At 45.7% G+C, this 26,233-nt stretch carries 17 protein-coding genes; 8 read left to right on the top strand and 9 right to left on the bottom strand.

Translation table 11 applies throughout. The annotated features are described in order from the left end of the window. Nucleotides 1-86 precede the first annotated feature (86 nt). The 6 genes from BUB28_RS14425 (at nt 87) to BUB28_RS14400 (ending at nt 11,411) form a co-directional block, all read left to right on the top strand. Nucleotides 87-1,184, top strand: coding sequence for a carbamoyl phosphate synthase small subunit (locus tag BUB28_RS14425; RefSeq protein ID WP_072952242.1), 1,098 nt, complete (start codon nt 87-89; stop codon nt 1,182-1,184). Between the two features lie 136 nt (nt 1,185-1,320). Next, entirely contained in the window at nt 1,321-4,512 is a 3,192-nt protein-coding gene (carB, locus tag BUB28_RS14420; protein WP_072952241.1) for a carbamoyl-phosphate synthase large subunit, read from the top strand. Nucleotides 4,513-4,530: 18 nt separating this feature from the next. After that, nucleotides 4,531-5,088, top strand: a complete 558-nt coding sequence (locus BUB28_RS14415) for a hypothetical protein (protein ID WP_072952240.1) — start codon at nt 4,531-4,533, stop codon at nt 5,086-5,088. Between the two features lie 158 nt (nt 5,089-5,246). Continuing rightward, the gene (gene uvrB / locus BUB28_RS14410) at nt 5,247-7,208 is read left to right on the top strand and encodes an excinuclease ABC subunit UvrB (protein ID WP_072952239.1); all 1,962 of its coding nucleotides are present in this window, start codon (nt 5,247-5,249) and stop codon (nt 7,206-7,208) included. A 217-nt stretch (nt 7,209-7,425) separates the two neighbouring features. Next, on the top strand, nt 7,426-9,261 hold the full coding sequence (locus BUB28_RS14405; protein WP_072952238.1) for a cellulase family glycosylhydrolase: 1,836 nt from the start codon (nt 7,426-7,428) through the stop codon (nt 9,259-9,261). A 68-nt stretch (nt 9,262-9,329) separates the two neighbouring features. Continuing rightward, entirely contained in the window at nt 9,330-11,411 is a 2,082-nt protein-coding gene (locus tag BUB28_RS14400) for a cellulase family glycosylhydrolase (RefSeq protein ID WP_431767976.1), read from the top strand. A gap of 285 nt (nt 11,412-11,696) precedes the next feature. On the opposite strand, the gene BUB28_RS14395 is transcribed toward BUB28_RS14400, so the two are convergent. The 8 genes from BUB28_RS14395 to BUB28_RS14360 all read right to left on the bottom strand — a co-directional run bounded on the left by BUB28_RS14395 (nt 11,697) and on the right by BUB28_RS14360 (nt 23,291). Further along, a complete protein-coding gene (locus BUB28_RS14395) occupies nt 11,697-14,153 on the bottom strand; it encodes an ABC transporter substrate-binding protein (RefSeq protein WP_072952236.1) in 2,457 nt (818 codons plus the stop codon). Nucleotides 14,154-14,902: 749 nt separating this feature from the next. Continuing rightward, the gene (locus BUB28_RS16605; protein ID WP_278291398.1) at nt 14,903-15,397 is read right to left on the bottom strand and encodes a M15 family metallopeptidase; all 495 of its coding nucleotides are present in this window, start codon (nt 15,395-15,397) and stop codon (nt 14,903-14,905) included. A 162-nt stretch (nt 15,398-15,559) separates the two neighbouring features. Then, nucleotides 15,560-17,146 (bottom strand): Ig-like domain-containing protein, encoded by a 1,587-nt coding sequence (locus tag BUB28_RS16830; RefSeq protein ID WP_072952234.1) that lies wholly within the window; start codon nt 17,144-17,146, stop codon nt 15,560-15,562. Between the two features lie 212 nt (nt 17,147-17,358). After that, nucleotides 17,359-19,332, bottom strand: coding sequence for a DUF5620 domain-containing protein (locus tag BUB28_RS17135; RefSeq protein WP_072952233.1), 1,974 nt, complete (start codon nt 19,330-19,332; stop codon nt 17,359-17,361). Between the two features lie 235 nt (nt 19,333-19,567). Then, the gene (locus BUB28_RS14375) at nt 19,568-20,914 is read right to left on the bottom strand and encodes a CdaR family protein (RefSeq protein ID WP_072952232.1); all 1,347 of its coding nucleotides are present in this window, start codon (nt 20,912-20,914) and stop codon (nt 19,568-19,570) included. Beyond that, entirely contained in the window at nt 20,911-21,795 is an 885-nt protein-coding gene (gene cdaA, locus BUB28_RS14370; protein ID WP_072952231.1) for a diadenylate cyclase CdaA, read from the bottom strand. Before cdaA ends, BUB28_RS14375 begins: the two co-directional genes overlap by 4 nt. A 139-nt stretch (nt 21,796-21,934) precedes the next feature. Continuing rightward, entirely contained in the window at nt 21,935-23,071 is a 1,137-nt protein-coding gene (locus BUB28_RS14365; RefSeq protein WP_072952230.1) for an aminotransferase class V-fold PLP-dependent enzyme, read from the bottom strand. After that, the gene (locus BUB28_RS14360) at nt 23,058-23,291 is read right to left on the bottom strand and encodes a putative Se/S carrier protein (RefSeq protein WP_081373547.1); all 234 of its coding nucleotides are present in this window, start codon (nt 23,289-23,291) and stop codon (nt 23,058-23,060) included. The genes BUB28_RS14365 and BUB28_RS14360 overlap by 14 nt, the downstream gene beginning before the upstream one ends. A gap of 197 nt (nt 23,292-23,488) precedes the next feature. Here BUB28_RS14360 and BUB28_RS14355 point away from each other — a divergent pair, with 197 nt between their 5' ends. Both BUB28_RS14355 and BUB28_RS14350 read left to right on the top strand, forming a co-directional pair. Beyond that, nucleotides 23,489-24,151 (top strand): response regulator transcription factor, encoded by a 663-nt coding sequence (locus tag BUB28_RS14355; RefSeq protein WP_072952229.1) that lies wholly within the window; start codon nt 23,489-23,491, stop codon nt 24,149-24,151. Further along, nucleotides 24,148-25,164, top strand: a complete 1,017-nt coding sequence (locus BUB28_RS14350) for an ATP-binding protein (protein WP_072952228.1) — start codon at nt 24,148-24,150, stop codon at nt 25,162-25,164. Before BUB28_RS14355 ends, BUB28_RS14350 begins: the two co-directional genes overlap by 4 nt. Before the next feature lie 31 nt (nt 25,165-25,195). Here BUB28_RS14350 and BUB28_RS14345 read toward each other — a convergent pair whose 3' ends face one another. Further along, nucleotides 25,196-26,224 carry a 3-deoxy-7-phosphoheptulonate synthase gene (locus tag BUB28_RS14345; RefSeq protein ID WP_072952227.1) on the bottom strand — a complete coding sequence of 343 codons (1,029 nt, stop codon included), beginning with the start codon at nt 26,222-26,224 and terminating at the stop codon, nt 25,196-25,198. Nucleotides 26,225-26,233 lie beyond the last annotated feature (9 nt).

Genomic DNA, 26,233 nt, shown 5'->3' with positions numbered 1-26,233 from the left:
ATTGAAACGTTCTGCCCACAATGGCGTGGAACAGAGCGCACAACACCAATAATACGACCTCTAAAAATCGTAAGGAGGAATTTACAATGTCATTATTCAACATGGGAGAAAAAGCTTACCTTATGCTTGCCGACGGACAGGTGTTCGAGGGCAGGAGCTTCGGTGCAAAGGGTACGGTCATCGGTGAAGTAGTATTCACCACAGGCGTTACAGGCTATCAGGAGACTCTCACAGACCCAAGCTACTACGGACAGATAGTCACACAGACATTTCCGCTTATAGGAAACTACGGTGTGAATTCGCAGGACAATGAGTCCGCAAAGTCCTATGTATCGGGATATATCGTAAGAGAATGGTGCAATGCACCGTCAAACTTCCGCTGTGAGGGAAATATCAACGATTTCCTGAAGGAGCACAATATAGTCGGTATCAATAACATCGACACCCGCCGACTTACACGTATTATCCGCGAGGTAGGCGTTATGAACGGCGTTATCACTACCGAGGACGTTTACGCAAAGAAGGACGAGTTCCTTGAAAAGGTACGCGCATTCACAGTTAAGGATGCTGTAAAGTCTGTGACCAATTACGAGACTCTCACATACGAGCCTGAGGAGAAGAAGCTCCGCGTGGCACTGTTTGATTTCGGCTACAAGCGCAATATCAGACAGGAGCTTTTAAAGCGCGGCTGTGAGGTAGTGGTAGTACCTGCTTATACTACAGCAGCCGAGATAAAGGAGCTTGCTCCCGACGGTATAATGTTCTCCAACGGCCCCGGAGACCCTGCCGAAAATGTTGAGATAATAGAGAATATCAAGGAGATACAAAAGCTGGGCATACCGATATTCGGCATCTGCCTCGGACATCAGCTCATGGCTCTTGCCAACGGCGGAAAGACCGAGAAGCTGAAATACGGCCACAGAGGTGCAAATCAGCCTGTTATCGACCTTGAAAGCGGTCTCACCTACGTAACCAGCCAGAACCACGGCTATGCGGTAGTAGGCGACAGCATCGACCCGTCAGTAGGTCATGTATCACATATCAATGCAAACGATAAGACCTGTGAGGGCATACACTATACCTCAGTCAACGCAAGAACAGTTCAGTTCCACCCCGAAGCACACGGCGGACCGCTGGATACAGCGTATCTGTTCGATGATTTCGTTGCAACAATGCTTAAATAAATTAGAAATTAGGAATTCGGAATTGCAGTGTCCACTGAGGTGGACGGATTTGAATTATGTGAGCGAAGCGAACACCATTAATTCCTAATTCTGAATTAAAGATCTGAAATGTTGATTTAAAACGGAGGTAAATAGTATGCCACTCAGAAGTGATATAAAAAAGGTACTTGTTATCGGCTCTGGTCCTATAGTTATCGGACAGGCTGCCGAGTTTGACTACGCAGGCACACAGGCCTGCCGCGCACTTAAACAGGAGGGACTGGAGGTAGTTCTCGTAAACTCAAACCCTGCTACCATTATGACCGATAAGGCTATGGCAGATAAGGTTTATATCGAGCCCCTCACACTTGACGTTGTAAAGAGAATAATCGAAATAGAAAAGCCCGACAGCCTGCTGTCAACTCTTGGCGGTCAGACAGGTCTTACACTGTCTATGCAGCTTGCAGAGGAGGGCTTCCTTGACAGCCACAATGTAAAGCTTCTTGGTGCAGACCCCGAGACTATCCACAAGGCTGAGGACAGACAGGCTTTCAAGGACACAATGGAAAAAATAGGCGAGCCTGTTATCCCGTCAAAGGTCGTAGAGACAGTTGAGGACGCAGTTGATTTCGCAAAAGTCATACACTATCCAGTTATCGTTCGCCCTGCATTCACACTCGGCGGTACAGGCGGCGGTATCGCTCAGAATGAGGAGGAGCTCCGCGACATAGCAACAAACGGACTCCGTCTTTCACCTATCACACAGATACTTGTAGAAAAGTGTATCAGCGGCTGGAAGGAAATAGAGTTTGAGGTTATCCGTGACGCAAAGGGCAACGTTATCACAGTCTGCTCAATGGAAAACTTCGACCCTGTTGGCGTTCACACAGGCGACAGTATCGTTATCGCACCTGCCGTAACTCTCAGCGACAGAGAGTACCAGATGCTCCGTACAGCAGCTATAAATATCATCAAGGAGCTTAAAGTCGAGGGCGGCTGCAACTGTCAGTTCGCACTTCACCCAACAAGCTTCAAGTATGCTGTTATCGAGGTAAACCCCAGAGTTTCACGTTCCTCTGCACTTGCTTCAAAGGCTACGGGTTATCCTATTGCAAAGACAGCTGCAAAAATAGCTATCGGCTACACTCTTGACGAAATAATCAATCAGGTAACAGGCAAGACCTACGCTTGCTTCGAGCCTGCACTGGACTATGTTGTAATAAAGTTCCCTAAGTGGGCATTTGATAAATTCGTATATGCAAAGCGTACTCTCGGTACACAGATGAAGGCTACAGGTGAGGTAATGGCTATCGGCACAAGCTTTGAGCAGGCTATGATGAAGGCTGTCCGCTCAATTGAGCTTGGTCTTGACACCATGAACCTGAAAAAGCTTGCAAAGCTCTCCACAGAGGAGATACGCGAGAAGCTCCACGTTATCGACGACGAGCGTTCATTCTGCGTATTTGAGGCTTTGAAGCGCGGAATAACTCCCGAAGAGATACACGAGATAACCATGATAGACAACTGGTTCCTGTATAAGCTCCTTAACCTTGTTGAGCTGGAAAAATGGCTCACTGAGGGTGAGCTTACTGAGGAAAAGTACGATATCGCAAAGCAGTACGGCTACCTTGACAGCACTATCGAGCGTATATCGGGACAGAAGTGCCCTAAGCACAAGAGTGCGGTATACAAAATGGTTGATACCTGCGCAGGCGAGTTCAAGGCTGAGACTCCTTACTTCTACTCCACATTTGATGACGAGAACGAGGCAAAGCAGTTCATTGAGCGTACAGACAAGGGCAAGAAGAAGGTCATCGTTTTCGGTTCTGGTCCTATTCGTATCGGTCAGGGTATCGAGTTCGACTACTGCTCGGTACACTGTGTATGGACACTTAAAGAGCTGGGCTACGAGGCTGTTATCTGCAACAACAACCCCGAGACCGTTTCCACCGACTTCGATACAGGCGACCGTCTGTACTTCGACCCATTGACAAAGGAGGACGTTCAGTCCATTATCGAGACCGAGCAGCCCTACGGCGTTGTTGTACAGTTCGGCGGACAGACAGCTATCAAGCTCACACGCTATCTCTCTGATATGGGTGTGCGTATCCTCGGTACTTCCGCTGATATGATAGATGCGGCAGAGGACAGAGAGCGTTTCGATGAAGTCCTTGAAAAGTGCGGTATACCGCGTCCTGCTGGTCACACAGTTATGAACACAGAGGAAGCTCTTGTGGCTGCAAATGACCTTGGCTATCCTGTGCTTCTCCGTCCTTCCTATGTTCTTGGTGGACAGAATATGATAATCGCTCACTCCGATGCAGATGTAAAGGAGTATATGGGCATCATCATGAGCCATAATATAGAAAACCCTGTCCTCATCGACAAGTACATGATGGGTACTGAGGTAGAAGTTGACGCTATCTGCGACGGCGAGGACTTCCTTATCCCTGGTATCATGGAGCATATCGAGCGTGCAGGCGTTCACTCGGGCGACTCTATATCTATCTACCCTGCACAGCATCTTTCAGACCGTATCAAGCGCATAATCGTTGAGTACACAAGACTCCTTGCAAAGGAGCTCAACGTTATCGGACTTGTAAATATACAGTATGTCGTATACAACCACGAGGTATTCGTTATCGAGGTAAATCCACGTTCTTCAAGAACAGTTCCGTACATCAGCAAGGTAACAGGCATACCTATGGTGGATATCGCAACAAAGATAATGTTCGGTGCAAAGCTGAAGGATATGGGCTATGAGAGCGGACTTTATCCCGCAGGCGACTACGTAGCAGTTAAGGTTCCTGTATTCTCATTCGAGAAGCTTACAGACGTTGATACAATGCTGGGACCTGAGATGAAGTCAACAGGTGAGTGCCTCGGTATCGGCAGAAACCTTGAGGACGCACTCTTAAAGGGACTTATCGCAGCAGGCTTTGACCTCAAGCGCGAGGGCGGAGTTCTTATCTCGGTACGTGACAGCGACAAGAGAGAGATACTTCCTATTGCTGATAAGTTCGAGCGTATGGGCTTTGACCTTTACGCAACATCGGGTACACAGAGCGTTCTCCACAGAAATATGATAGCTGCAAACCTTGTCCGCAAGATATCTGACGGTGAGCCCAACGTTGAGACTCTCCTTGACAGCGGCAAGATACACTATGTTATCTCTACTTCCGCAAAGGGAAGACTCCCTGAGCGTGACAGCGTTAAGATGAGAAGAAAGTCCATTGAGCGTTCTATTTGCAGCTTAACGGCTGTGGATACGGCAAAGTCACTGGTCAAAGTCCTCGAATCGGGCAGAACTATCAACGATGTGGAGCTTGTTGACATCACCAAGATATAAAAAGGATTATTCTTAATTATGCTGAATAGAAAAACAATACTATTTTCCGTAATTGCAATTTCTGCATTTTGCTTTTTTAGTTGTGGAAAAAACACCAAAGGATCGCTATCATCTTCACAAAACACTGAGGCACAAACTACACTTAATATCACAAATAGTTTTTCTGAAACAACTAATAGTGATGAAAAATATGATGCGTATCTAAAATCTGAATTAAATGAACTTGCGAACATTTTATTCCGTGAAGCCGATTATTATTTTTCTGAGTTTGAAACTGACGCAGACATTATTTACAGTAATGTACGAAATGACGATGGTTTTGGTCGGGAAATTGTAAGACAATCGCCAAGAGTTGGAGAAATAGAATATATTTTTATTTTTGATTCAAACAAAAAAGTCGAAACCGCTATTGTTTGGACTTGCCTTGACGATAAAAAATATGTAGGCTGCGGTGGCAAAATGGAAAGTATAGAGGAAATAAATGCGCATAATTGGGATGAAGTATTAGCGTACTATGGTTTAAAAGAAGGAGAATATACTAATCTCTATTCTGAGGAATCAAAGACGGAAAGCTGATTTAGCATGGGCGGCGGGACGCCGCCCCTACACAGGATATTTACGATTTACGGGGCGATGAAGGCATCGCCCCCTACATTTCGTTTCATATTTGTTTAAATGTAAAACACGGGCGCACAATGTGCGCCCCTACACTCTCAACTTCCAAAGGGGGAACTATGGATCACTTCAAGCTATGTTCAAACTACGCTCCCGCAGGCGACCAGCCACAGGCTATCGACAAGCTGGTAAACGGCATACAGTCAGGCAAAAAGGAGCAGATACTCCTCGGCGTTACGGGCTCGGGAAAGACCTTCACTATGGCTAACGTTATCGCCCGTGTGAACAAGCCGACCCTCGTACTTGCTCATAACAAGATACTTGCGGCACAGCTCTGCTCGGAGTTCCGCGAATTCTTCCCCGAAAACGCTGTTGAGTACTTCGTATCCTATTACGACTACTATCAGCCCGAAGCCTACGTGCCAAGTACGGACAGCTACATCGAAAAGGACTCCTCAATAAACGACGAGATAGACAAGCTGCGTCACTCTGCTACAACTGCTCTTGCGGAGAGAAGCGATGTTATAATAGTTGCCAGTGTTTCCTGTATCTACTCCCTCGGAAGCCCTGAGGAATATCGTTCCATGTGCGTTTCCATACGTCAGGGTGCGGAAAAGCCCCGCGACCAGCTTATCAACGAGCTTGTTAAAATACGCTATGAGCGCAATGATATAGCTTTTGAGCGAAACAGGTTCAGAGTTCGCGGCGATGTTGTGGAGATATTCCCTGCAATGTCAACGGATACGGCGGTAAGAGTTGAGTACTTCGGCGATGAGATAGACCGTATCTCCGAAATAAATGTTATAACAGGCGAGATAAAGGCTGTAGTTTCTCATGCGGCTATTTTCCCTGCATCTCACTATGTTGTGGGCGATGACAAGCTTGAAGCCGCTCTCACAGAGCTTGACCGCGAGCTTGCTGAGCGTATCGACTATTTTCAGCAGAATAACAAGCTTATAGAGGCTCAGCGCATTGAGCAGCGTACACACTACGACATGGAAATGCTCCGCGAAGTGGGCTATTGCAGCGGCGTTGAGAACTACTCCCGTGTACTTGCAGGCAGACCCGCAGGAAGTACGCCCCTTACTCTTATGGATCACTTTCCCGAGGACTTCCTCCTCATAGTTGACGAGAGCCATGTAACTCTGTCGCAGGTACGTGCCATGTACGCAGGAGACCGTGCAAGAAAAACTACCCTTGTGGACTACGGCTTCCGTCTGCCAAGTGCTATGGACAACCGTCCGCTGAATTTTGACGAGTTCAATGCGCATATCCATCAGGCTATCTACGTCAGCGCAACTCCGGGACAGATAGAGCGCGAAAAGACCGATACCATAGTCGAGCAGGTAATACGTCCTACGGGACTTGTTGACCCTGAGATTATCGTAAAGCCTACACACGGACAGGTGGACGACCTGCTTTCCGAGATAAATGAACGAGCAGCACGGCATGAGCGCGTGCTTGTAACTACTCTCACAAAGAAAATGGCGGAGGATCTTACATCATACTATGAAAAGCTTGGTGTAAAAGTTCGCTATCTGCACCATGATATCGACACTATCGAGCGTATGGAAATAATAAAAGACCTGCGTGAGGGAGTGTTCGATGTTCTCATAGGAATAAATCTTCTCCGTGAGGGACTTGATATCCCTGAGGTAAGCCTTATCGCTATACTCGATGCCGATAAGGAGGGATTCCTGAGAAGTGAGACCTCGCTCATACAGACCATAGGCCGTGCAGCACGAAATGCCAGGGGTCAGGTAATAATGTACGCGGACTGCGTTACGGGCTCTATGGAGAGAGCCATAACCGAGACCGAACGCCGCCGCTCATTGCAGATGAAGTTCAACGAGGAGCACGGCATAGTGCCTAAGACTATCATCAAGGAAGTCCGCGATGTACTGGAGATAACCTCCAAGAACAAGGTGGAGGAAAAGACCCAAAAGAAGAAGATGTCAGCTTCAGAAAAACAGCACCTCATAGACAAGCTCACCGTGGAAATGAAGAATGCAGCAAAGCTGCTTGAATTTGAACACGCTGCTTATCTCCGCGATAAGATACAGGAGCTGAGAGAAAAATAATTAAATATGTCCGATTTTGCCGTACTCATGCGATTATATAAAGTAGAGAGTGCGGCATAATGTTTTTATGCGTGAATGATTTCGTTAATTCTTTATAATTTGCCTGTATTTCGCAACCAATACAACCAAAACTATTGACATTTTAGTGCTGAAATGCTACAATATAGGTAATTATAAGTATACTGGAAAAGTATACTGTGAGAGGGGAAATTAAATAATGAAAAAATTCACACGCTCTGTTGCAGCGGTAGTTTCTGCTGCAGCATTGGCTATGACAGGAGCAGCACCCTGTCTTAGCCAGACAACCATGACAGCTTCTGCTGTTGACACAAACAACGATGACTGGCTCCATGCAGAGGGCAGCCGACTTTACGACATGAACGGCAATGAGGTATGGCTCACCGGTGCAAACTGGTTCGGCTTCAACTGCGGCGAAAATGTTCCGCACTATCTCTGGTCTGCTGATGCCGATGACTGTCTCACCGAGATAGCCGACCGCGGCATCAACATCATTCGTTTTCCTATTTCTACAGAGCTTATCGTATCATGGATGAACGGTACTCCTAACGAGGTAGGAAGCTTCTCCTGCAATACCGATCCCGCATACTGCATCAATGCGGATTTCTGCGGACCTGACGGTAAAACTCCTGTAGACAGTATGCAGGTATTCGACATTATGATGAGAAAGTGCAAGGAGCATGGTATCAAGGCTTTCATTGATATCCACAGCCCTGACGCAAACAACTCGGGACATAACTACAATCTCTGGTACGGCAAGGCAGGAGTTACCACAAAGGTTTGGATAGACTCACTGGTATGGCTTGCCGACAAGTACAAGAACGATGATACACTTATCGGCTATGACCTTAAAAATGAGCCTCACGGCAAGGGTCAGGAAGGCGATGAAGCTGCTAAATGGGACGGCTCTACAGATGAAAATAACTGGGCTTATGCAGCTACAAAGTGCGCAGAGGCTATCCTCGATGTAAATCCTCATGCTCTTATCATGATCGAAGGCGTTGAGCAGTCGCTCAGCGGAGCACAAGCAGGCGACTATTGGGGAATGCCTGACAGAAAGACAAATTCTCCATATATCGGCGCATGGTGGGGCGGTAACTTCCGCGGCGCAAGAGAGTATCCTATCAAGCCTAAGCAGGGTACTTCGCAGATAGTTTACTCACCTCACGATTACGGTCCGTCAGTTTATGCTCAGACATGGTTCGATAAGAACTTCACAGAGCAGACGCTCCTTGACGACTATTGGTACGATACATGGGCATACATAAACGCAGAGGATATAGCTCCCGAGCTTATCGGTGAGTGGGGCGGTCACATGGAGGGTGACAACCTCAAGTGGATGACACTTCTCCGCGACTATATGATAAAGCATCATATCAATCACACCTTCTGGTGTCTCAATACAAACTCAGGCGATACAGGTGGACTCTGGGACAGCCTCGGCTTCACACAGGGCAGCGGCACTACTATCGCATGGAACGAACCTAAGTACAAGCTCTTTGAGGAGGCCCTCTGGCAGACTCAGAAGAGCGGAAAATATATCGGTCTTGACCATCAGGTAGCACTCGGCAAGAACGGTATCTCACTGAATGATTTCTACGCAAACTATGCTGCTTCAGAGGGAAGCAACCTTGACGGCGGAAAGACTTCAAACGGCAAGACAGTAAATGCTGACCCTGCAAAGACAACAACTACAACTACTTCAGCACCTAAGACTACTACAACGACTTCAAAGACAACTTCTACATCTTCATCGACTTCAACAACTACTACATCGGCTGAGATCGCCAGTAATCGCTTGTACGGAGACGCTAATTGCGACGGTCAGGTCGATCTGTCAGACGCTGTGCTGATAATGCAGTCTCTCGCTAATCCGAATAAATACGGAACAAGCGGCACAGACGAGCATCATCTCACAAGTGAGGGCTCGGCAAATGCTGACGTTGAGGGCAACGGAAACGGTATAACTACTAACGATGCACAGGCTATACAGATGTATCTCCTTGGCAAGTATACTTCACTTCCGGTAAAATAAGCTTTTATGCCGCGCTGCTGTTGGGGCGGCGCGGTAAAAATATAATCAGAGAGGGAAAAACTATGAAGATCTTAAAATCAATGGCAGCTGTTGCTGCCGCAGCAACGCTGACTGTAACAGGTGCTGTTTATTATGCACCTACAGCTGCACCTGACACTATCGGCAGAGTCGCTGCAGCCGATGACTGTAATGATGACTGGCTCCACGCAAAGGGCAGCAGACTCTATGACATGAACGGAAACGAAGTCTGGATCACAGGTGCAAACTGGTTCGGCTTCAACTGCTCAGAGAACTGTGCTCACGGTCTCTATGCAAGAGATGTTGATGATATGCTCCAGAGCATTGCAGACCACGGTATCAATACCCTTCGTCTGCCGATATCATCAGAGCTTCTCGTATCATGGATGAATGGCAAGCCAAACCCTGTAAGCTCGGTACAGGCAAGCTATAATCCTCCCGAGGACGTAGTGGGCGAGGACGGTACTATCACTCCCGCAGGTAAGTACGGCGATATCAACAGGGATTTCGTTGAGTCTGACGGTAAGACACTGAAGAACTCAATGGAGATATTCGATATCATCATGCAGAAGTGCAAGAAGTACGGTATCAAGGTATTCATTGATATCCACAGCCCTGACGCAAACAACTCCGGTCATAACTATGAGCTCTGGTACGGCAAGGCAGGCGTAACTACAAAGGTATGGATAGATTCACTTACATGGCTGGCTGAAAAGTATTCAAATGATGATACTCTTATCGGCTATGACCTGAAAAACGAGCCTCACGGAAAGCGTGGATATAAGGGTGATGAGTGCCCTTCTGATATCGCTAAGTGGGACGGCTCTAAGGACGAAAACAACTGGGCTTATGCAGCAAAGACCTGTGCTGATTCTATTCTCAAGGTAAATCCTCATGCTCTTATTTTCATCGAGGGCATCGAGCAGTATCCTATGACTGAAAAGGGCTATACCTTTGATACTCCTGATGTATGGGAGCCTAAGACAGAAGAGGATAAAAAATGGCATGGTGCATGGTGGGGCGGAAACCTCCGCGGCGTAAGAGAGTTCCCTGTAGTTCCCGAGAGCGGTACTTCACAGATAGTTTACTCACCTCATGACTACGGTCCGTCAGTATATGCACAGACATGGTTCGATAAGGACTTTACTACAAAGACTCTCCTTGATGACTATTGGTATGACACATGGGCATACATAAACAAGGAAGATATCGCACCTCTCCTCATCGGTGAGTGGGGCGGTCATATGGACAAGGGTGCCAACCAGAAGTGGATGGAGCTTCTCCGTGATTATATGATAGACAATCATATCAACCACACATTCTGGTGTATCAATCCTAACTCAGGTGATACAGGCGGACTTCTTGATCCTACTTTCATGAACTGGGATAACAATAAGTACAGCCTGTTCGAGAAGTCTCTCTGGCAGACAGATGCAGGAAAGTATATCGGTCTCGATCACCAGACAGCTCTCGGAGCTAACGGTCTTTCACTCAATCAGTTCTATTCATCAGGTGCAAAGAGCAACCTTGACGGAGGTAAGGCAGGCAACGGTACTCCTGTAGTCGTTGAGCCAAAGGTTACAACAACTACTACAAAGCCTGTTACAACAACCACTACAACAACCACCACGACCTCAACTACAACCACAACAACTACTACAGTTACAACTACTGCTCCTGTAGAAACAGTAAAGTGTGAAAACTGTGGCAAGGAGATCCCGAAAGAAGATGCTATCTACGGACCGCTTGGTTTCCCTGTATGCCAGGAATGTTATGATAATGGCGTTTATATCGGCACAAGACCTCAAATGACAACAACGACTACTACAACAACAACTACTACAACTGCTCCTGTTCAGATAACAACTTCTGATGTTTCAAGTAAGGGAGCAACTGTATGGGGCGATGCTAATAACGACGGCGAAGTGGATATGTCTGACGTTGTTCTCGTAATGCAGAGCCTTGCTAACCCGAATAAGTATGGTGTTACAGGTACTGACAAGAACCACATCACACAGGAAGGTCTTAACAATGCTTCTGTTGTAAACAACAACGGCAGTGTTACAAATAACGATGCAGTTAGAATCCAGCTCTTCCTTCTCGGAAAGTTTGATCCTAAGACAGGTAAGTAAATAAAATATATCGGCACGGCTCAGGCTGTGCCGATTTTTTATGCCCTTCTATAAGGGGGCATAAAAAGCGGTTTTTTCAACGGAAAACCATTGATTATCAGAAAAATAAATTTGCGGTTCTATGTTATGAACAAAAACAGTCGCCTGCATTTGTGAGATTTTAATAGTTGCGGAACTCGGAAAAGATTTTTACCGAACGAAAAACGGCAGCCATATTTCTATGACTGCCGTTTTTCTGAAATATAGAGAATATTATGAAAAAAGCATAATAGGAACCAGCTTATATCAGCTCTTCTCGCTTACAAGGATAGATATGCGGTTCTGCATCATTTTTGCCGCTTCTTCTGCGGTCTTTCCGCCCTTGAAGTATTCATCGGCTTCTTCATAGCATACTGCATATGCATCATCGTCTAAGGTGTTGAACAGGGTGTCACAGCTGAGGATATAGCGTTTAAGGTCTGCAAGTTCTTCCTTTGTAAGGCATTTTATTATTCTGCCCTGAGATTCAAAGCTTGTGACCTCTGTCAGATTGCCTTCATCATCGAAGGATTTAGTAGCTGTCATTTTATCTATCTGCTTATTGAAATTATCAAGTATAACGGAATATCCGCATGAAAGGTCTGCACCCTTGCCTGCATCAACATCGTAGTCCGAAGCTTCGTTGAGCAGCATTTTGATGAACTCCCATGCGCCTTCCTTTGCGGAGGAATTTGCGCTTATGGAGAACTCATAGCTTGGGCGTATCTTTCCGCCCTTGCCGTTTGAAGTAGGGTAGCCTACAAGCTGTATGGCGTCGTCGCCAAAATCGTTCTTTTCGTATATGAGGTCGCGGTCGCCGCAGAGCTCTATACGTGAGATAAGCTCCTGCTCGTCCATGAGACTACGGGCAAGATCCATGCAGTAAGCCTCGAACGCTTTTTCGTTTGATTTGTCTCCGAATTCTACCTCATCTACAAATCTGTTGCAGAATTTGAGAAGCTCTATGAACTCCGGAGTATCAAAATGACATTCGGAGTTTTCAATGTCTACAAGCTTGCTGTCTGAGTTTAAGAGCATACTGAATATTTCTTGCTTGTTCATTCTGTCGTAGCGGTGAGAAGCAGTATCCTTGCTGTCAAAAAGGTCTGTCATTTCCTGAAAAGTCCAGTTTTCGTGGCCGATAAACTTTTCCTTTACAGCAATGGTGCTGACCGTAAAGCTTGGGGTCAGAGAATAAAGCTTGCCGTCATTGCTTTCCAGTGCCTTGAGAATATTAGGCATTAAGGTATCGCGTTTTATCTCGTTATCCTTGTCCATAAGGGTGTACAGGTCAAGGAGTGCGCCCTTTTTGCCAAGAAGCTTTGTTTCGTTTTCGTCAAGCATAAGGATATCAGGGGCTTTGCCCGATGCTATGTCAAGCTTTAGCTTATTGTATTCCTCTTTGCTGTGCTCGGCTATTGCCTCGGGGGATTTGTCTGCGTAGTCCTCGGCAGTAAGCTCTGAGGCATAGTCTATGCATTGTATCCTGTACTTGTCCTGTTCGCGGTTAAACTTGCTTATATAGTAATTCATCGGATTATCACCGAAGTAAGCTATAGTTACGATCTGTACGTTGTCAAGCTCGCCCGGCTGACGGTGTACAAGCTTGTATATGTCAAGAGAAGCTCTTTCCATGTCGTTATTAGGGCTGAAGCAGTAGAACTCATCGTTATCCGCAGGTATGATATTCATAGCAGTTGTATCTGCGTCTATCCATTTGAGTATTGTCTCAGATGTGCCGTCAGCCTTTATGCCGATGACGTCATCTTCGTTGTATCCAATGAAAAGGTAATCACCGTAGCCTGTATCATACTGATGTGAGCCAAAGTGGCTGAAATTGTCTTTTTCAATGAAAGAAGGCTCTTTTATTTCCAATGCGTCGGCATCTATCTCCATTATCTCCGTTTTAGTGGAGGAATAGTCCTGTTCGGTAACTGCTGTGCTGAGATATACCTTGCCGTCAGTTCCTGTAATAAGAGAGGGAAAGCTGTATTCTGTATATTCCTGCGGCATAGCGATGGTATCATAGCTGCCGTCGCTCTTGAAAACGTATAGCTCATAGGGGGAGAAGCAAGTGATAACCGTATCGCCGTCGGGCATTTCGGGAGATGAAAGATGATCGAAATTACGGTCTCCTGTGTTTTCTTCATCACTCAGCGTGCTGAGGTCAATGAACTTTTTTATGCTTCCGTCCTTGTTATAGAAACAGATAGCGTGGGTAGCTGTCTGATTTTCGTAAAATGCCTGATAATCGAAGTTCGGGTCGTATCCCTCGGGCTCTTCCATATCGCCGTTGTCAAGGAACGTGTAATATATTGCTGCATCGCCTTCTGAATTAAAAACGATGTTGCTGTATTTGTCATCGGCTTTCGCAGCTTCGTCGGGGAGTTCAAATACTATTTTCTGTATATCTGAAAAATCAGGGCTTATTTTATATATATGAGGCTTTTCCTCGAAATCGTCCTTGAAATCTGCAAAAGCGTAATACTCGCCGCTTTTTGCTCTTTTTACATTGTTTATGAAGTTTGTGCCGTCAATGCTCTTGTATTTTACGAGCTTGTAGGAATTCTCCGAAAGCTCACTCAGCGTCTGTGCTGATGCTTCGCTGTTGGCTGATGTTGTTTTTGCAGAGTCGGTGGTATTATTTTTTGTTTCCGAACATGAACACAGTGCAAAGCAAAATGCAGATATAAATGCCATTGAGCGTATAAAATTATTATTCATGTTAAGGCTCCTTTCAGATTTTCATATAAAGGTGATTTGTTACAGCATAAAAAGCACAGTGCCTATGATCCTTGCACAAATAATGTAGCTGTAATTTGTGAGTGTTCACAAATCGTGTGCGCAGATCGGCTTTTTATGCCATTCAAATCACTTTTATATGTACTGATTGTCCCCACTTATATAAACGCTTTTCTGAGCGCTTTTGTGACACAAAATCAGAAATTTTTTCGGATATTTTTTGTACGGGGACAAAAAGAGAACCGCCGACACTATTGCGCCGACGGTTTTTTCTCTTTCCGAAAGGTGTGTTCATAGACGGGGTGTGTGCGTTTCCGTCTTTGTCTGAGCATCGGGAGGTATGATCGACGCTCAGTGGGGTGAACAATGAAGTTTTTTATGAGTGCTTTTATTTCCTTGGTCTGATATTATTATATATTATCGGGGCAGAATATGCAATAACAGAGATATCACGGATCGTATACAGTTTGGATATCAATTGCTTACGGAATGTATTTCAGCGGTTACATAATTCTGACAAAAGTGACAATAGTATTTATATCAGCTGTAAGAAATTTCTTTGTACTTTTTTCTGCTTTCTGCATAATATAATGTAAGCGGCAGTATGAGCGCGTCGTCAGGAGGTGGAGCAGCCCTGTTCCCGTGAATAGCTTCCCGACATACGGCGGAGCTTCAGAGGGCTGCTTTCATATAAAATAAAGCTGCCGACATATATCGGCAGCTTTCCTGTATTATCTGTAGAATGAGTCTATATCTAAGTATTCCTCAAGGCAGAGGCCGCTGTTGTAAATGGCTGTGGCTGTATCTATTCCGACAAATCTTATGTGCCACGGCTCGTAGCGGTAGCCTGTAATGCTTTCCTTGCCCTTTGGATAACGGATAATAAATCCGTATTTGTGAGCGTTCTTTGCGAGCCATTCACATTCGGGAGTGCCTATGAAGTCATTGCTTATGGAATTAACATCAATAGCAAGTCCTGTCTGGTGTTCGGAGTGTCCCGGTCTTGCGGAGTAGGTGTCAGCCACCTCGACTCCGTCGGAGGCTACATAGTTATTATAAATAGTGTTCTGTGTAGCATATGAACGGAAGCCTGATGAGCACATTATCTTCAGACCGAGAAGCGAAGCATCGGCTGCAAGCTTGTTGAAGCTTTCAAGTGCAAGGGGATTGAGACCTGTTGCACTGAAGTTTTCGGGGAGACTGTAGGTCTTGTTTACGACTAATATTCCGTCAATATATGTTGCTCCGTTTATGGTCTGAACAAGGTGAGTTGGTGAAGTAACAGGTGCGGAGGTGGTTGTTGAGGTCGATGTTGTTGAAGTTGAAGTAGTAGATGTTGACGTTAATGTTGTAGTAGTTGTGGTAGTGGTCGTGGTGGTAGTAGTGGTCTAGGTAGTAGTTGTGGAGGTAACGATAACAGGTCTGGTATGTACGGAAACCGCAATGTCAGCCTTTATGTTCGGGTTTGCCTTGCTGATAACGGATATCACACATTTTCCTGCTGCGACTCCGTAAACATTGCCCCAGTTGTCAACACTGGCAATTGCAGGATTTGAGCTTGTCCATACTACGTCCTGCTTTAATGCTGTGGTGGGAAGTATAGTTACGTAGGAGATATCGGTAGTTCCTATAAGGAGATCCATTTCGTACTTGCTGAGCTTCAGCTCACGTACCTGTTTCGGGTCTGTTACGGTAACATTTATTGATGCTTTAACATCGGGATTGGACTTGCTGGAAACCGTTACGGTGCAGGTGCCTTCCGAAATACCGCTTACCCAGCCTGACGCGTCGACCTTAGCAACAGACTCGTCGGAGCTCTTCCATATCTCCTTCTTGTTGGTTGCATTTGCAGGGAGCATCGTTACATAGGATATATCACCGCCGCCTATTGGGATAGACATACTGTACTTGCTGAGCTTTATGGAGTTTACTCTGTTTGGATCCTTTACTGTTACCTTTATCTCAGCCTTAACAAGCGGATTGTTCAGACTCTGTACGGTAACTATGCAGTTTCCTTCGGAGAGCGGGAATATCCAGCCTTCGTTATCGACTACTGCTACGCTTTCGTCTGAGCAGCTCCATACATCACGGTAATCCGTTACAGTCTGCGGGAGCATGGTAACGTATGATATGCCGCCGCCGTCGCCTACGGTGAGAGTCATCTCAGTCTTGCTGAGCTTTATCTCCTGTACCTTGTAGGGGTTCACATATGAAGTAGTCACTGCGGTAGTAGTTTGTACTGCGGAAGTAGTTGTGGCAGCAGTTGTGGTTGTCGTTGCTGCTGTAGTTGCCTTGGTAGTGGTAGTAGTTGTTGAAGCAGTAGTGGTTGTAGTTGTAGTAGTTGGAGCGTTGGTAGTTTTTGATGATGAAGTGCTTGTTGTGGTCACAGCTTTGGTTGTTGAAGTGGAAGTTATTTTTGATGTTGTGGTAGTTTTGGGAGCTGCTGTAGTAGTTTTGGTTGTAGTGGTCGTGGTCGCTTTTGTGGTTGCGGAAGCTGTAGTCGTTACAGGTAAAGGCTTATCCGCGTTTAGGTATGCCTCAAGAGAAAGTGTGCCGTTTGTAGAGAGGTAGGAGTAGTATGAAAGGATACACGAAGCGTCGATCGAGTCGATATGGTGATCTTTGTTTACATCGGCAGCATTAGCCTGTTCAAATGAAAGACCTGATGCTAAATTATTGGATATCCTTACATATGTCTTGAGTATCAGCGATGCATCATTTGCGTCAATAAACTTGTCGTTATTAACGTCACCAAGAGCGTTGATGTCAGTTGCCTGTATGTTTGCAGTTGGTGTAATGGCTGCTGCGGCAGCTGTATCCTTTACGGCTGCCTTTAGGGGCGTTGCTTCTGTCAGATCTGAGGTCATTTCATATGCAGGGACGTTTTTTTCAGCTGCTGAGGCAGCAGGTACGGTAAGTTGTCCTGCACATAGTGAAAATGACAGCACAGAAACTAAAATCCTTTTGGCTCTCATTTTTTTCTCCTTTTTATTTGATTTTCATATCCAATCGTGCTGTTTATATGAAATATGCCGCTTATTGCTCATAAAACGGTAAACATAATTATATCATAGTTGAACCTGAAATGGAAGATAAACCGTAAAAAAATAATGTTTTTTTACGATTTTTCGTAGTTTTTCATAAAAAAGAGCTGCCGGATAACGGCAGCTCTTGAAAAATGTTTATTTTATTTGTAAGACTCGGGTAACTCTGTTATGAGGTTAAGGAGTCTCTTCTGTATCGACGCTGCGTCGTTTGAAGTGAGTCCTGTACCGTTCTGGTATACGTCGCCGTTTGCAATTCCCTGTTCTGTGATATGGTGTGTATCTGTACCGTCCACGCCGTATTTGTTAGGATTTGCAAGGCTCTGCATTATGATAACAGCGTCACTGAGATCCATATCGCCGTCGCAGTTTGCATCGCCCCAGAGTGTTACCTTTGGAGTCTTTGGAGCAGTTGTGGTGGTTGTAGTAGTTGTAGTTGTTGTCGTAGTTGTAGTGGTAGTAGTAACAACGTCGTAGTATACCTCGATATTGTCAACTGTGATAGAGTCTGACTCGCCGTAGTAATAGCCGAATACTATCTTGCCGTCAGGATTTACGATGTTCTTTTCGGGCTTGTCGCCTGTGACTTTTGAAGGAAGCACCCACATTATCTCTGCGGTCTTTCCTGCATTGAGCACAACGGAGTTTACAGGCTCCTGGAACCAGTAATCATCAGAAGCATTTGTTGTGCCTGTTCCTGTGCCGTAAACCAGCTTCTTTACGTCCTTCTTTGCAGAAACATCAAATCTGATAGCGTATACCTTCATATCGGACTCTATTCCCAGGTCGGAATAATCTACTTCAAGGTTCTTCTTTGAGTCGGAGGAAGCTGTGCAGTCCAGCACCTTGCCTATAGCAGTCTTTATTGACTTAGTATAGGGGATAGTCTTTGTTATCGTATATGTAAGTGCTGCACTTGTGATAGTTACCTCGTCGTCCTCGGTTATCTCGGTATACTTTGAAGCGTCCTTTGTGCCGTACCAGAACTGGAATCCGATAGAATCGGTGGCAGCTGTGGTCTGGTACTTCTGTACCTCGGCAGGTACGTCCCATACACATTCTATCCATTTTCCTGCGCTTTCAAGGGTAGTACCCTCGCCTATCTCCTTGATTCCGAATTTAACACCGGCATCTTCAAGCTCCTCGCGGGATTCCTCACCCATTTCGTTATACCAGTAGCCTGCATCGTCCTTGCCTTCCACGATGCCTCTTTTTGCGTATTCTGTATCGGCAGGGGAGCCCTTTTCAACGTTGGTGCCGCAGCCGTACATGAATTTGTCAACATCAAAATCTGTTTCTACTATAACGTCAAGAGATTCTATAGTAATTCCCTCAGTCTCGTTTATGCCAAAATCACTGTATTTGAACTTATGGCTGTTTATAGGCAGTTCGTCTGTTATTTTTTCACCCTTTGAATTGTAGTAGTCCTCATCGTAGCCTACTGTGAGCTTGTAGTCAAGGTCGTCGAGCTGCTTTGTGACTGTTGAAGAAACAGTTGCAGTACCGTCCTTGTTATCCTTGAAGCTCCATGAGCCGCTCTTCTTGTTCTTTGAGGTGGTAGATGAGCTGCCTGAAGATGAAGAGGAACTGCCGCCGCCGCTGAAATCGACTCCTGTAAGGGTTACGGAGTTGTCTACCATGTCGCTCTTTGAATTATCCCAATGTGCAGAATAATAGCATCTGAATTCAAATGAACCGCCCGGCTTTATGCCAGCTTTTTTCAGGTCGATAGTGATAGTGCTTGAAGACTTGTCAAGCTTGCAGGCAGTACCCTCTACCTTAGAGCCTGCTCCGCCTTCCATCCACTTGCCGCTCTTATCCAGTTCGAGCCAGTAAGGATCCTCGGCAGTTGAACAGCCGAAGCCGTATGAAAAACTCTGTCCTGAGTAGCTTGTGCTGAGCTTGAATGTAACAGAATCAGCGCCGTCCTCGGGGAAGGTTCCCTTGTAAACGGAGTCTACCTTCATTGTCTGCGACAGACCTACGTTTTTAGCTGTTGTAACAGCTATTGACGGAGTTGCGGCAGTTGCGGGCAGCGCATAGAAGGGAACAGCTGTTGCTGTCAGTGCGAGGCTCATAACTGAGGCGATTATTCGGTTGGAGAGATGGTTTTTCATTGTAAATCAATCCTTTCAGGTAAAATTAAATAAAATTATAAAGTATACAAAATGTATTCGTATACGGACATTATATCACCATTATTATCTTGAAATGTTAACATTCTGTTAACGAGTGGTGAAATTCGGCATAATGTTTTAATATGTTATATACTTTTTGTGAATATTCACTATGAATAATTATCGTTATGAACAAAAAGCTCCGCTGTACTTGTGTACAGCAGAGCTTATGCTATCAATATGTAGTTGTGACCGTTGGCGAAGATGTGTTTTTAGTCGTTGAACCGTCTTTCGATGTTTTCAGGATAGTCACCTTCAGATCCTTTTCGGCAGCCCATACGTTGTTATGCGTCTTGCATGAAACATTGACGTTATACTTGAACTGCTCCTTAGAGGTGTCAGCTCCGAGAAGGTCAACTGCTGCGCTCAGATCCTTGGCTGTGATATCATTGATTATATCCTCGGGACCTACGATCTTTACTGTCAGCTGATCTGTAAGATTGGTATACTCATTATTGTCATTTGGCTTGTTTATAATGGATATATCGTCACCGTTGAGGGTGAGTTCCTTTGAGGCAAGTCCGTCGCTGACGAGAGATATATTGACCTTATCTATGCCCGATACATTCTTCAGGTTGTTAGGTGCAAGAAGCTTATCAAGGTCGTAATCAAATGAGTATCCTATATCGAGAGAACTGAGATTTATAGGTATCTGAAGCGGATCAGGGATATTTGAGTCGGCATTCTTTGCCGCAATTGTGACTGTATCAGGAGTGAATACGAAATGGAGACAATCCTGATCAAAGTTCTGCGGCGGTTTTATGAGATTTACACCTAATTTTACGGTCTTTTGCGTAAATACAGGTATGGTCATGCTGACAGATGACGGCTCGATCTTGATGTTTTCGTCCTGAACGATCTCTGCTCCGTTTTCGGTGAGAAGTCTGAATTTATCAGAGTTTATTATCGTTTCACGGTCAAGGGTATCCTGCTTGTCGTATACCGCATAACATTCTGCGATCTTGGCAAGTGTTCTTGAAGGAGCTTTGATCTTTACTTCAACAGGGTCGCATATGACCTCGGTCTCGTCGTAAGCCATTCCCTCTGCGGTAGTGATCTTAGGGAGAGAGGGCTTTACAACAAAGGTATTGGTCTCGAATTTATCAAGGTCAACAGAAATTGTTGAAGGGACTACGTGCACATGAGACATGGTAACGCCCTTTGTGTTTTTTACTTTAACTGTAAGCTCCTTTGTACCGCCGTTAACTATACCGCTGTAATCAATGGAAGCTACGATGGTATCGCGTCTTATCTTGGCATAATCGGTACGGGTACAGTCAAAGCTTACCCTTACAGTAGCCTGTTTGGGCGTTATCGGCTGTAAGCCGTTTGCACCTGCGTCGGTACCGTTTGTATCAAGCTCTACGGGGATATTTGCGAATGACACCGATACCGAAGGGTATATCTTCATAGAAATTATGAACCAGCCTGCGATCGCACATATAAGAGCAATGATAAAAAGAACGAGATTGCTTTTGGCTTCGTTTTTGCTTCTTTTTTTATTGCTGTTGAACAGAGTCATTCTTCCTTCCCCCTTTCAGAGCTGGAAGAAAGAGATTTCTTTCTGCCGATAGAAATTTCCGTTTTATCATTGAAGAGCGTATCTTCAAGGAGATTTTTGAGCTTGTCACGGGTGTAATCTCTTGTGAGATTACCGTTTAAGGCTACGGATATCTGACCTGTTTCCTCGGAAACCACTATTACCACCGCGTCTGAGTTTTCACTCATTCCTATTGCGGCTCTGTGGCGTGAACCCAGCTTTTTGTTTATTAATGTTTCCTTCTGGGGTTTGGGCAGGAAACAAGCGGCGGCAAGTATGATGCCGTCGCGCATAATAACAGCTCCGTCATGGAGAGGTGTTTTCGGGTAGAATATGTTTCCGAACACTTCCTTGCTCGGAGTTGCGTTAAGTATGGTGCCTGTTTCGATCTGTTCGCCAAGACGCACCTGTCTTTCGACTACGATAAGTGCGCCTGTACAGGTGGCTGATAATTCGACACAGGAATCGCATATAGCTTCTATGGCAGGTGCCCAACGCTGTTTTATCTCGTCGTTGTTCTGACCAAGACCGAAAAAGCGTATACCAAATCTGGTTCGTCCTGCTTTTTCAAGGGCTCTTCGCAGTTCGGGCTGGAAGAGGATTATCATTGCAAGGACACCCATGCTGAGCGTTTGCTTGAGCAAATAGCTTACGACATTGAGACCTATGGCGTCGCTTACGAAATAGCTTGCAACAAGGAAGATTATACCTTTTACAAGCTGTCCTGCGCGGGTCTCGCGGATAAGCCTGAGAAGAAGATAGATTACATATGTCAGGATAAGAACGTCGATAACGTCTCTGAACTTGAACGTACTTACTACGCTGAGAAAAGCACTGAGGATCTCCTTCGCTGATATAAACATTTATACACCCCCTCGGGGAATTATTACACATATTTACTTTGCGTGATCTGTTTTATGTATGAGGACGGCTGTCCTCATAGCTGACTGCGCAATACTATATTATTATTGTACCACAAATTCAGATAATTTCAATAGTTTTTTAAGAATTTTGTAAATTTTTCATTCTCTTAACAAAATATACAAGTTTTTTTACTTCAGTTTCTGTATTAAATACTGATGGAGCAAAACGGATAGTGCCGTTTTTGGTGCCGAGACAGGCGTGAGCAAGAGCTGCGCAGTGATAGCCTGCACGAAGACAAAAGCCCTTGTCGGCAAGGAGAGATGCAGCTTCCTCTGATGAAAAGTTTTCAATGTTAAAGGAAACGATAGGAGCGTATTCCGCCTTGCTGTCACGATATATCGTTACGCTCCCGATGCTGTCGAGCTCTGAAATGAAAAGCCTGCAAAGGCTTTCTTCATGGCTTCGTATATTGTCTATACCGTAGGAGCTTATATATCGTATGCCTGCTCCTACAGTCACGGCACCGATTATATTTGGAGTCCCGCTTTCAAGGCTGTCGGGGAGGATATCGGGCTGTAGCAGCCGCAGTGAGCTGCTGCCTGTGCCGCCCTGTATTATCGGAGAGACAGGAAAGCTGCCGTCAGTTATAAGGAGACCTGTGCCTGTGATGCCGTAGAGTCCCTTGTGACCTGAGGTGCATAGTATATTTATGCCGCTGTCAAGCTTTATATCGTATATTCCGCAGGTCTGTGCGCCGTCTGCGATGAAGCATATGTTGTTTTCACGGCATAGGGCTGCGATCTCACGATATGGCAGCAGCTGTCCTGTGACGTTGCTTGCAAGTGTGCAGACTATTGCTTTTGTGTCGCTGCGGATAAGTCGGCGGAAGCTGTCAACGGTTTGCTCCGAATCTGCGAAAACCTCTGCGATAGACAGAGTTATGCGTTTTTCGGCAGCAAGTGTGAATGAAGGTCGGGCGGCGGAATTATGCTCCATGCTGCTTATGATAAGGTGTCCGCCATCTTTCATAATGCCTTGTATAGCCATATTCAGCGCATGAGTGCAGTTAAGCGTAAAAATGGTGTTTTCGGGCTGTGCGCCGAAAAAATCGGCGGCAGTCTCCCGTGCGGAGTATAGTGCCTCTGAGGTGCGCATGGCAAGCTCATGGCCGCCTCTGCCTGCATTGCCGCCGTAGTCCCTTATGGCTTCCATTGCTGCACGGCGTACCGATAAGGGCTTAGGATAGGTGGTGGCTGCGTTGTCAAAGTTGGTCATTGACTTCACCTCCGCCGCTTATGACATAGGGGATCCCGTGGCTTTCAAGAAGCCTGACTGCGATTTCGCTGCCGCCTGTAAGGTGAACAGAGTAGCCGCAGCCGCGTTCTGCGCTTTTTTCGCGTCTTTTTATCCTGCATGGATAGCCCCGCGACCGCAGGAGCCGCTGAGCCTTTACTGCGTAGGTATATGAGGGCATATCAAGTATACTGTTGGTCAAAAGTATCACCCCTGACTGCTGCGTATTGCGCAGGTCAGCAGGAAATGCGGTACGCTTTATTATATGTTTATTCTTTGTGAAATGTCATTGGATTTTGGTATGAAGGTGCTTGAAAACAGAAGGATACTGTGATATAATGTGAAAAGATGTATTAAACGATGCGGAAAAGCTATTCTGAACATGATACGGAGGAAATAATGAGCAGGATCTTTATTGTTGAGGACGACAAGTCTATACGTGAGGAACTGGCAGAACTGCTGCGCAATTCGGGCTATGAAGCCGAATATCTCACGGATTTTTCAAATTCAAGGGCTGATATACTTGCGGCAAGACCGTACCTTATTCTTATGGATATAAATATACCCAATCTTAACGGTGAACAGCTTCTGAAGGAGATACGCAGGGAGTCTGATATCCATGTTATAATGGTGACGAGCCGTACCTCCGAGACCGATGAGGTGCTGGCTATGAGCTACGGAGCTGATGACTATATAACGAAGCCGTATAACCCTACCATACTTCTTCTCAGGATATCTGCCGTGCTGAAGCGTTTTGCAGGCGTTTCGCAGGTGCAGTCCTACAACGGCTTGCAGGTAAACGACGCTAAGGGAAGTCTTGCCGACGGCAGCCGTGAAATTACACTGACCAAGAACGAGATGATAATATTCCGCTTCATGCTGGACAGAAAGGGCTCTATTGTAACGAGAGATGAGCTTATGACCGCATTGTGGGACAATGATGAATTCGTCAATGACAATGCCCTGACAGTTAATATCAGCCGTCTGCGTTCAAAGCTTGCAGATCTTGGCTGTGAGGACGCTATCGAGACACGTAAGAAACAGGGGTATATATTGCGATGAAATTCACGGAATATGTAAAAGACAGGGTGTGGTTCTACATGATCGCAGCCATTTCCCTGGGGCTTATACTGCTTTTCCTTGAAGTCTTCAGGGTAAACGGTCAGCTGGTTGGAGCTGTCAGCAGTATTTTTCTGTTGTTCGTTGTTTTTGAGGAGATCTTTTGTTTTAACAGAAAAAAGCATTTCTACTGCGAACTTGTTGAAAAGCTGGAACTGTTGGATAAGAAATATCTTATACATGAAATGCTGGCGGAACCGGGCTTTATCGAGGGAAAGCTTACCTATGAGGCTTTATGCGAGGCAAATAAGTCAATGTGCGAGAATGTAAATGTGTATAAGCGTCAGTCTGATGAATTCCGCGATTTTATCGAAATGTGGGTGCATGAGGTGAAGCTGCCTTTGGCGAGCTTACAGCTTATGGCGCATAATCACGGCGATGAACTGGGTGAGAAATTTCTTGAACAGCTCCGCAGGATAGATGGGTATACCGATCAGGTGCTGTATTATGCACGTTCGGAGAACTCCGAAAAGGATTATATGATCAAGGAAACGTCATTAAAGCGTACTGTTGCGAATGTTGCTCTGAAAAACCGCGAATCCATACAGCTTTGCGGAGCTTCTGTAGAGACTTCGGGGCTCGATGTCAGCGTTATGACTGACGGCAAATGGCTGGAATTCATACTGGGGCAGTTTATTGCCAACAGTCTCAAATATATATCCCCTGACCGTGAGCCTGTTATAAGCATAAGTGCGGAGGAGGACGAAGAGAAGGTGCTGCTTCATTTCCGCGATAATGGTATAGGCATATCCGAGGGCGATCTGCCGAGGATTTTCGATAAGTCTTTCACAGGCGAGAATGGACGCTCGTATGCAAAGTCTACAGGTATGGGACTGTATATCGTCAAGAGCCTGTGCGACCGCCTTGAACACAGCGTTTCTGCTGTATCGGAGCAGGGGAGCTTTACGGAGCTGACTATAGGCTTTGCAAAGAATAATTATTATAAAATGGCATAAAACAAGGGCGAACCGAGGTTCGCCCTTGTTTTTATAACTGGTCTGCTATGTCGTATACCAGCTTTTCAGTCTTTGTCCAGCCCAGACACGGGTCTGTTATGGACTTGCCGTAGATATTCTCGCCTATCTTCTGTGCGCCGTCCTCGATATAGCTCTCTATCATAAGTCCCTTGACGAGCTTCTTTATTTCGTCACAGTGGCGCATACTGTGGAGTATCTCCTTGGATATCCTTATCTGCTCCTCATAATGCTTGCCGGAGTTAGCATGGTTGGTATCTACGATTAGAGAAGGATTTTTCAGTCCCTTTTCGTCGTAGGTCTTTGCAAGGTTGTAGAGATCCTCGAAGTGGTAATTCGGGAATGACTTGCCCTTGTCATTGACATAGCCGCGGAGTATTGCGTGTGCATAAGGATTTCCGTCACTTCTTACCTCGCAGCCTCTGTAAATGAAAGCGTGGTGATGCTGTGCGGCTGTTATGGAGTTCATCATTACGGAGATATCGCCGCTTGTAGGATTTTTCATGCCAACGGGGATATCAATACCGCTGGATACAAGACGGTGCTGCTGATTTTCAACAGAACGTGCTCCGATAGCAATGTATGAAAGCAGATCGTCGAGATAGCTGTAATTCTCGGGATAAAGCATCTCATCGGCAGATGAAAAACCTGTTTCGGAAAGGGCTCTCATATGGAGATGCCTTACAGCTATGATACCGCTTTTAAGATCAGGCATTTCAGCAGGATTTGGCTGGTGGAGCATTCCCTTGTAGCCGTCGCCTGTGGTTCTGGGCTTGCCTGTATATATTCTTGGTATCATAAGTATCTTGTCGCTGACCTTTTCCTGAAGCTCGCGCAGACGGGTTATATAATCCATAACGCTGTCCTCGTTGTCAGCCGAGCATGGTCCGATAACGAGCAGGAACTTGTCAGACTCGCCGCGGAATACCTTCTTTATCTCTTCGTCACGTTTTGCCTTGATGTCGATAAGCTCCTGTGAGAGCGGGTGAGCAGCCTTTAACTCAGATGGGTGAGGCAGCTCGCGGATAATATTAAGTGCCATATTCTTCTT

Origin of the sequence: Ruminococcus flavefaciens (assembly GCF_900143025.1) — a bacterium.
GTDB lineage: Bacteria > Bacillota > Clostridia > Oscillospirales > Ruminococcaceae > Ruminococcus > Ruminococcus flavefaciens_I.
The sequence above is the reverse complement of the archived record's forward strand: the minus strand, read 5'-3'. Positions and strand labels throughout refer to the sequence as shown.

What these genes read in the sequence shown, in the direction of transcription:
- BUB28_RS14425 (WP_072952242.1), top strand. Translation starts at nt 87, where the DNA reads ATGTCATTATTCAACATGGGAGAAAAAGCTTACCTTATGCTTGCCGAC.
- carB (WP_072952241.1), top strand. Translation starts at nt 1,321, where the DNA reads ATGCCACTCAGAAGTGATATAAAAAAGGTACTTGTTATCGGCTCTGGT.
- BUB28_RS14415 (WP_072952240.1), top strand. Translation starts at nt 4,531, where the DNA reads ATGCTGAATAGAAAAACAATACTATTTTCCGTAATTGCAATTTCTGCA.
- uvrB (WP_072952239.1), top strand. Translation starts at nt 5,247, where the DNA reads ATGGATCACTTCAAGCTATGTTCAAACTACGCTCCCGCAGGCGACCAG.
- BUB28_RS14405 (WP_072952238.1), top strand. Translation starts at nt 7,426, where the DNA reads ATGAAAAAATTCACACGCTCTGTTGCAGCGGTAGTTTCTGCTGCAGCA.
- BUB28_RS14395 (WP_072952236.1), bottom strand. Translation starts at nt 14,153, where the DNA reads ATGAATAATAATTTTATACGCTCAATGGCATTTATATCTGCATTTTGC.
- BUB28_RS16830 (WP_072952234.1), bottom strand. Translation starts at nt 17,146, where the DNA reads ATGAGAGCCAAAAGGATTTTAGTTTCTGTGCTGTCATTTTCACTATGT.
- BUB28_RS17135 (WP_072952233.1), bottom strand. Translation starts at nt 19,332, where the DNA reads ATGAAAAACCATCTCTCCAACCGAATAATCGCCTCAGTTATGAGCCTC.
- BUB28_RS14375 (WP_072952232.1), bottom strand. Translation starts at nt 20,914, where the DNA reads ATGACTCTGTTCAACAGCAATAAAAAAAGAAGCAAAAACGAAGCCAAA.
- cdaA (WP_072952231.1), bottom strand. Translation starts at nt 21,795, where the DNA reads ATGTTTATATCAGCGAAGGAGATCCTCAGTGCTTTTCTCAGCGTAGTA.
- BUB28_RS14365 (WP_072952230.1), bottom strand. Translation starts at nt 23,071, where the DNA reads ATGACCAACTTTGACAACGCAGCCACCACCTATCCTAAGCCCTTATCG.
- BUB28_RS14355 (WP_072952229.1), top strand. Translation starts at nt 23,489, where the DNA reads ATGAGCAGGATCTTTATTGTTGAGGACGACAAGTCTATACGTGAGGAA.
- BUB28_RS14350 (WP_072952228.1), top strand. Translation starts at nt 24,148, where the DNA reads ATGAAATTCACGGAATATGTAAAAGACAGGGTGTGGTTCTACATGATC.
- BUB28_RS14345 (WP_072952227.1), bottom strand. Translation starts at nt 26,224, where the DNA reads ATGGCACTTAATATTATCCGCGAGCTGCCTCACCCATCTGAGTTAAAG.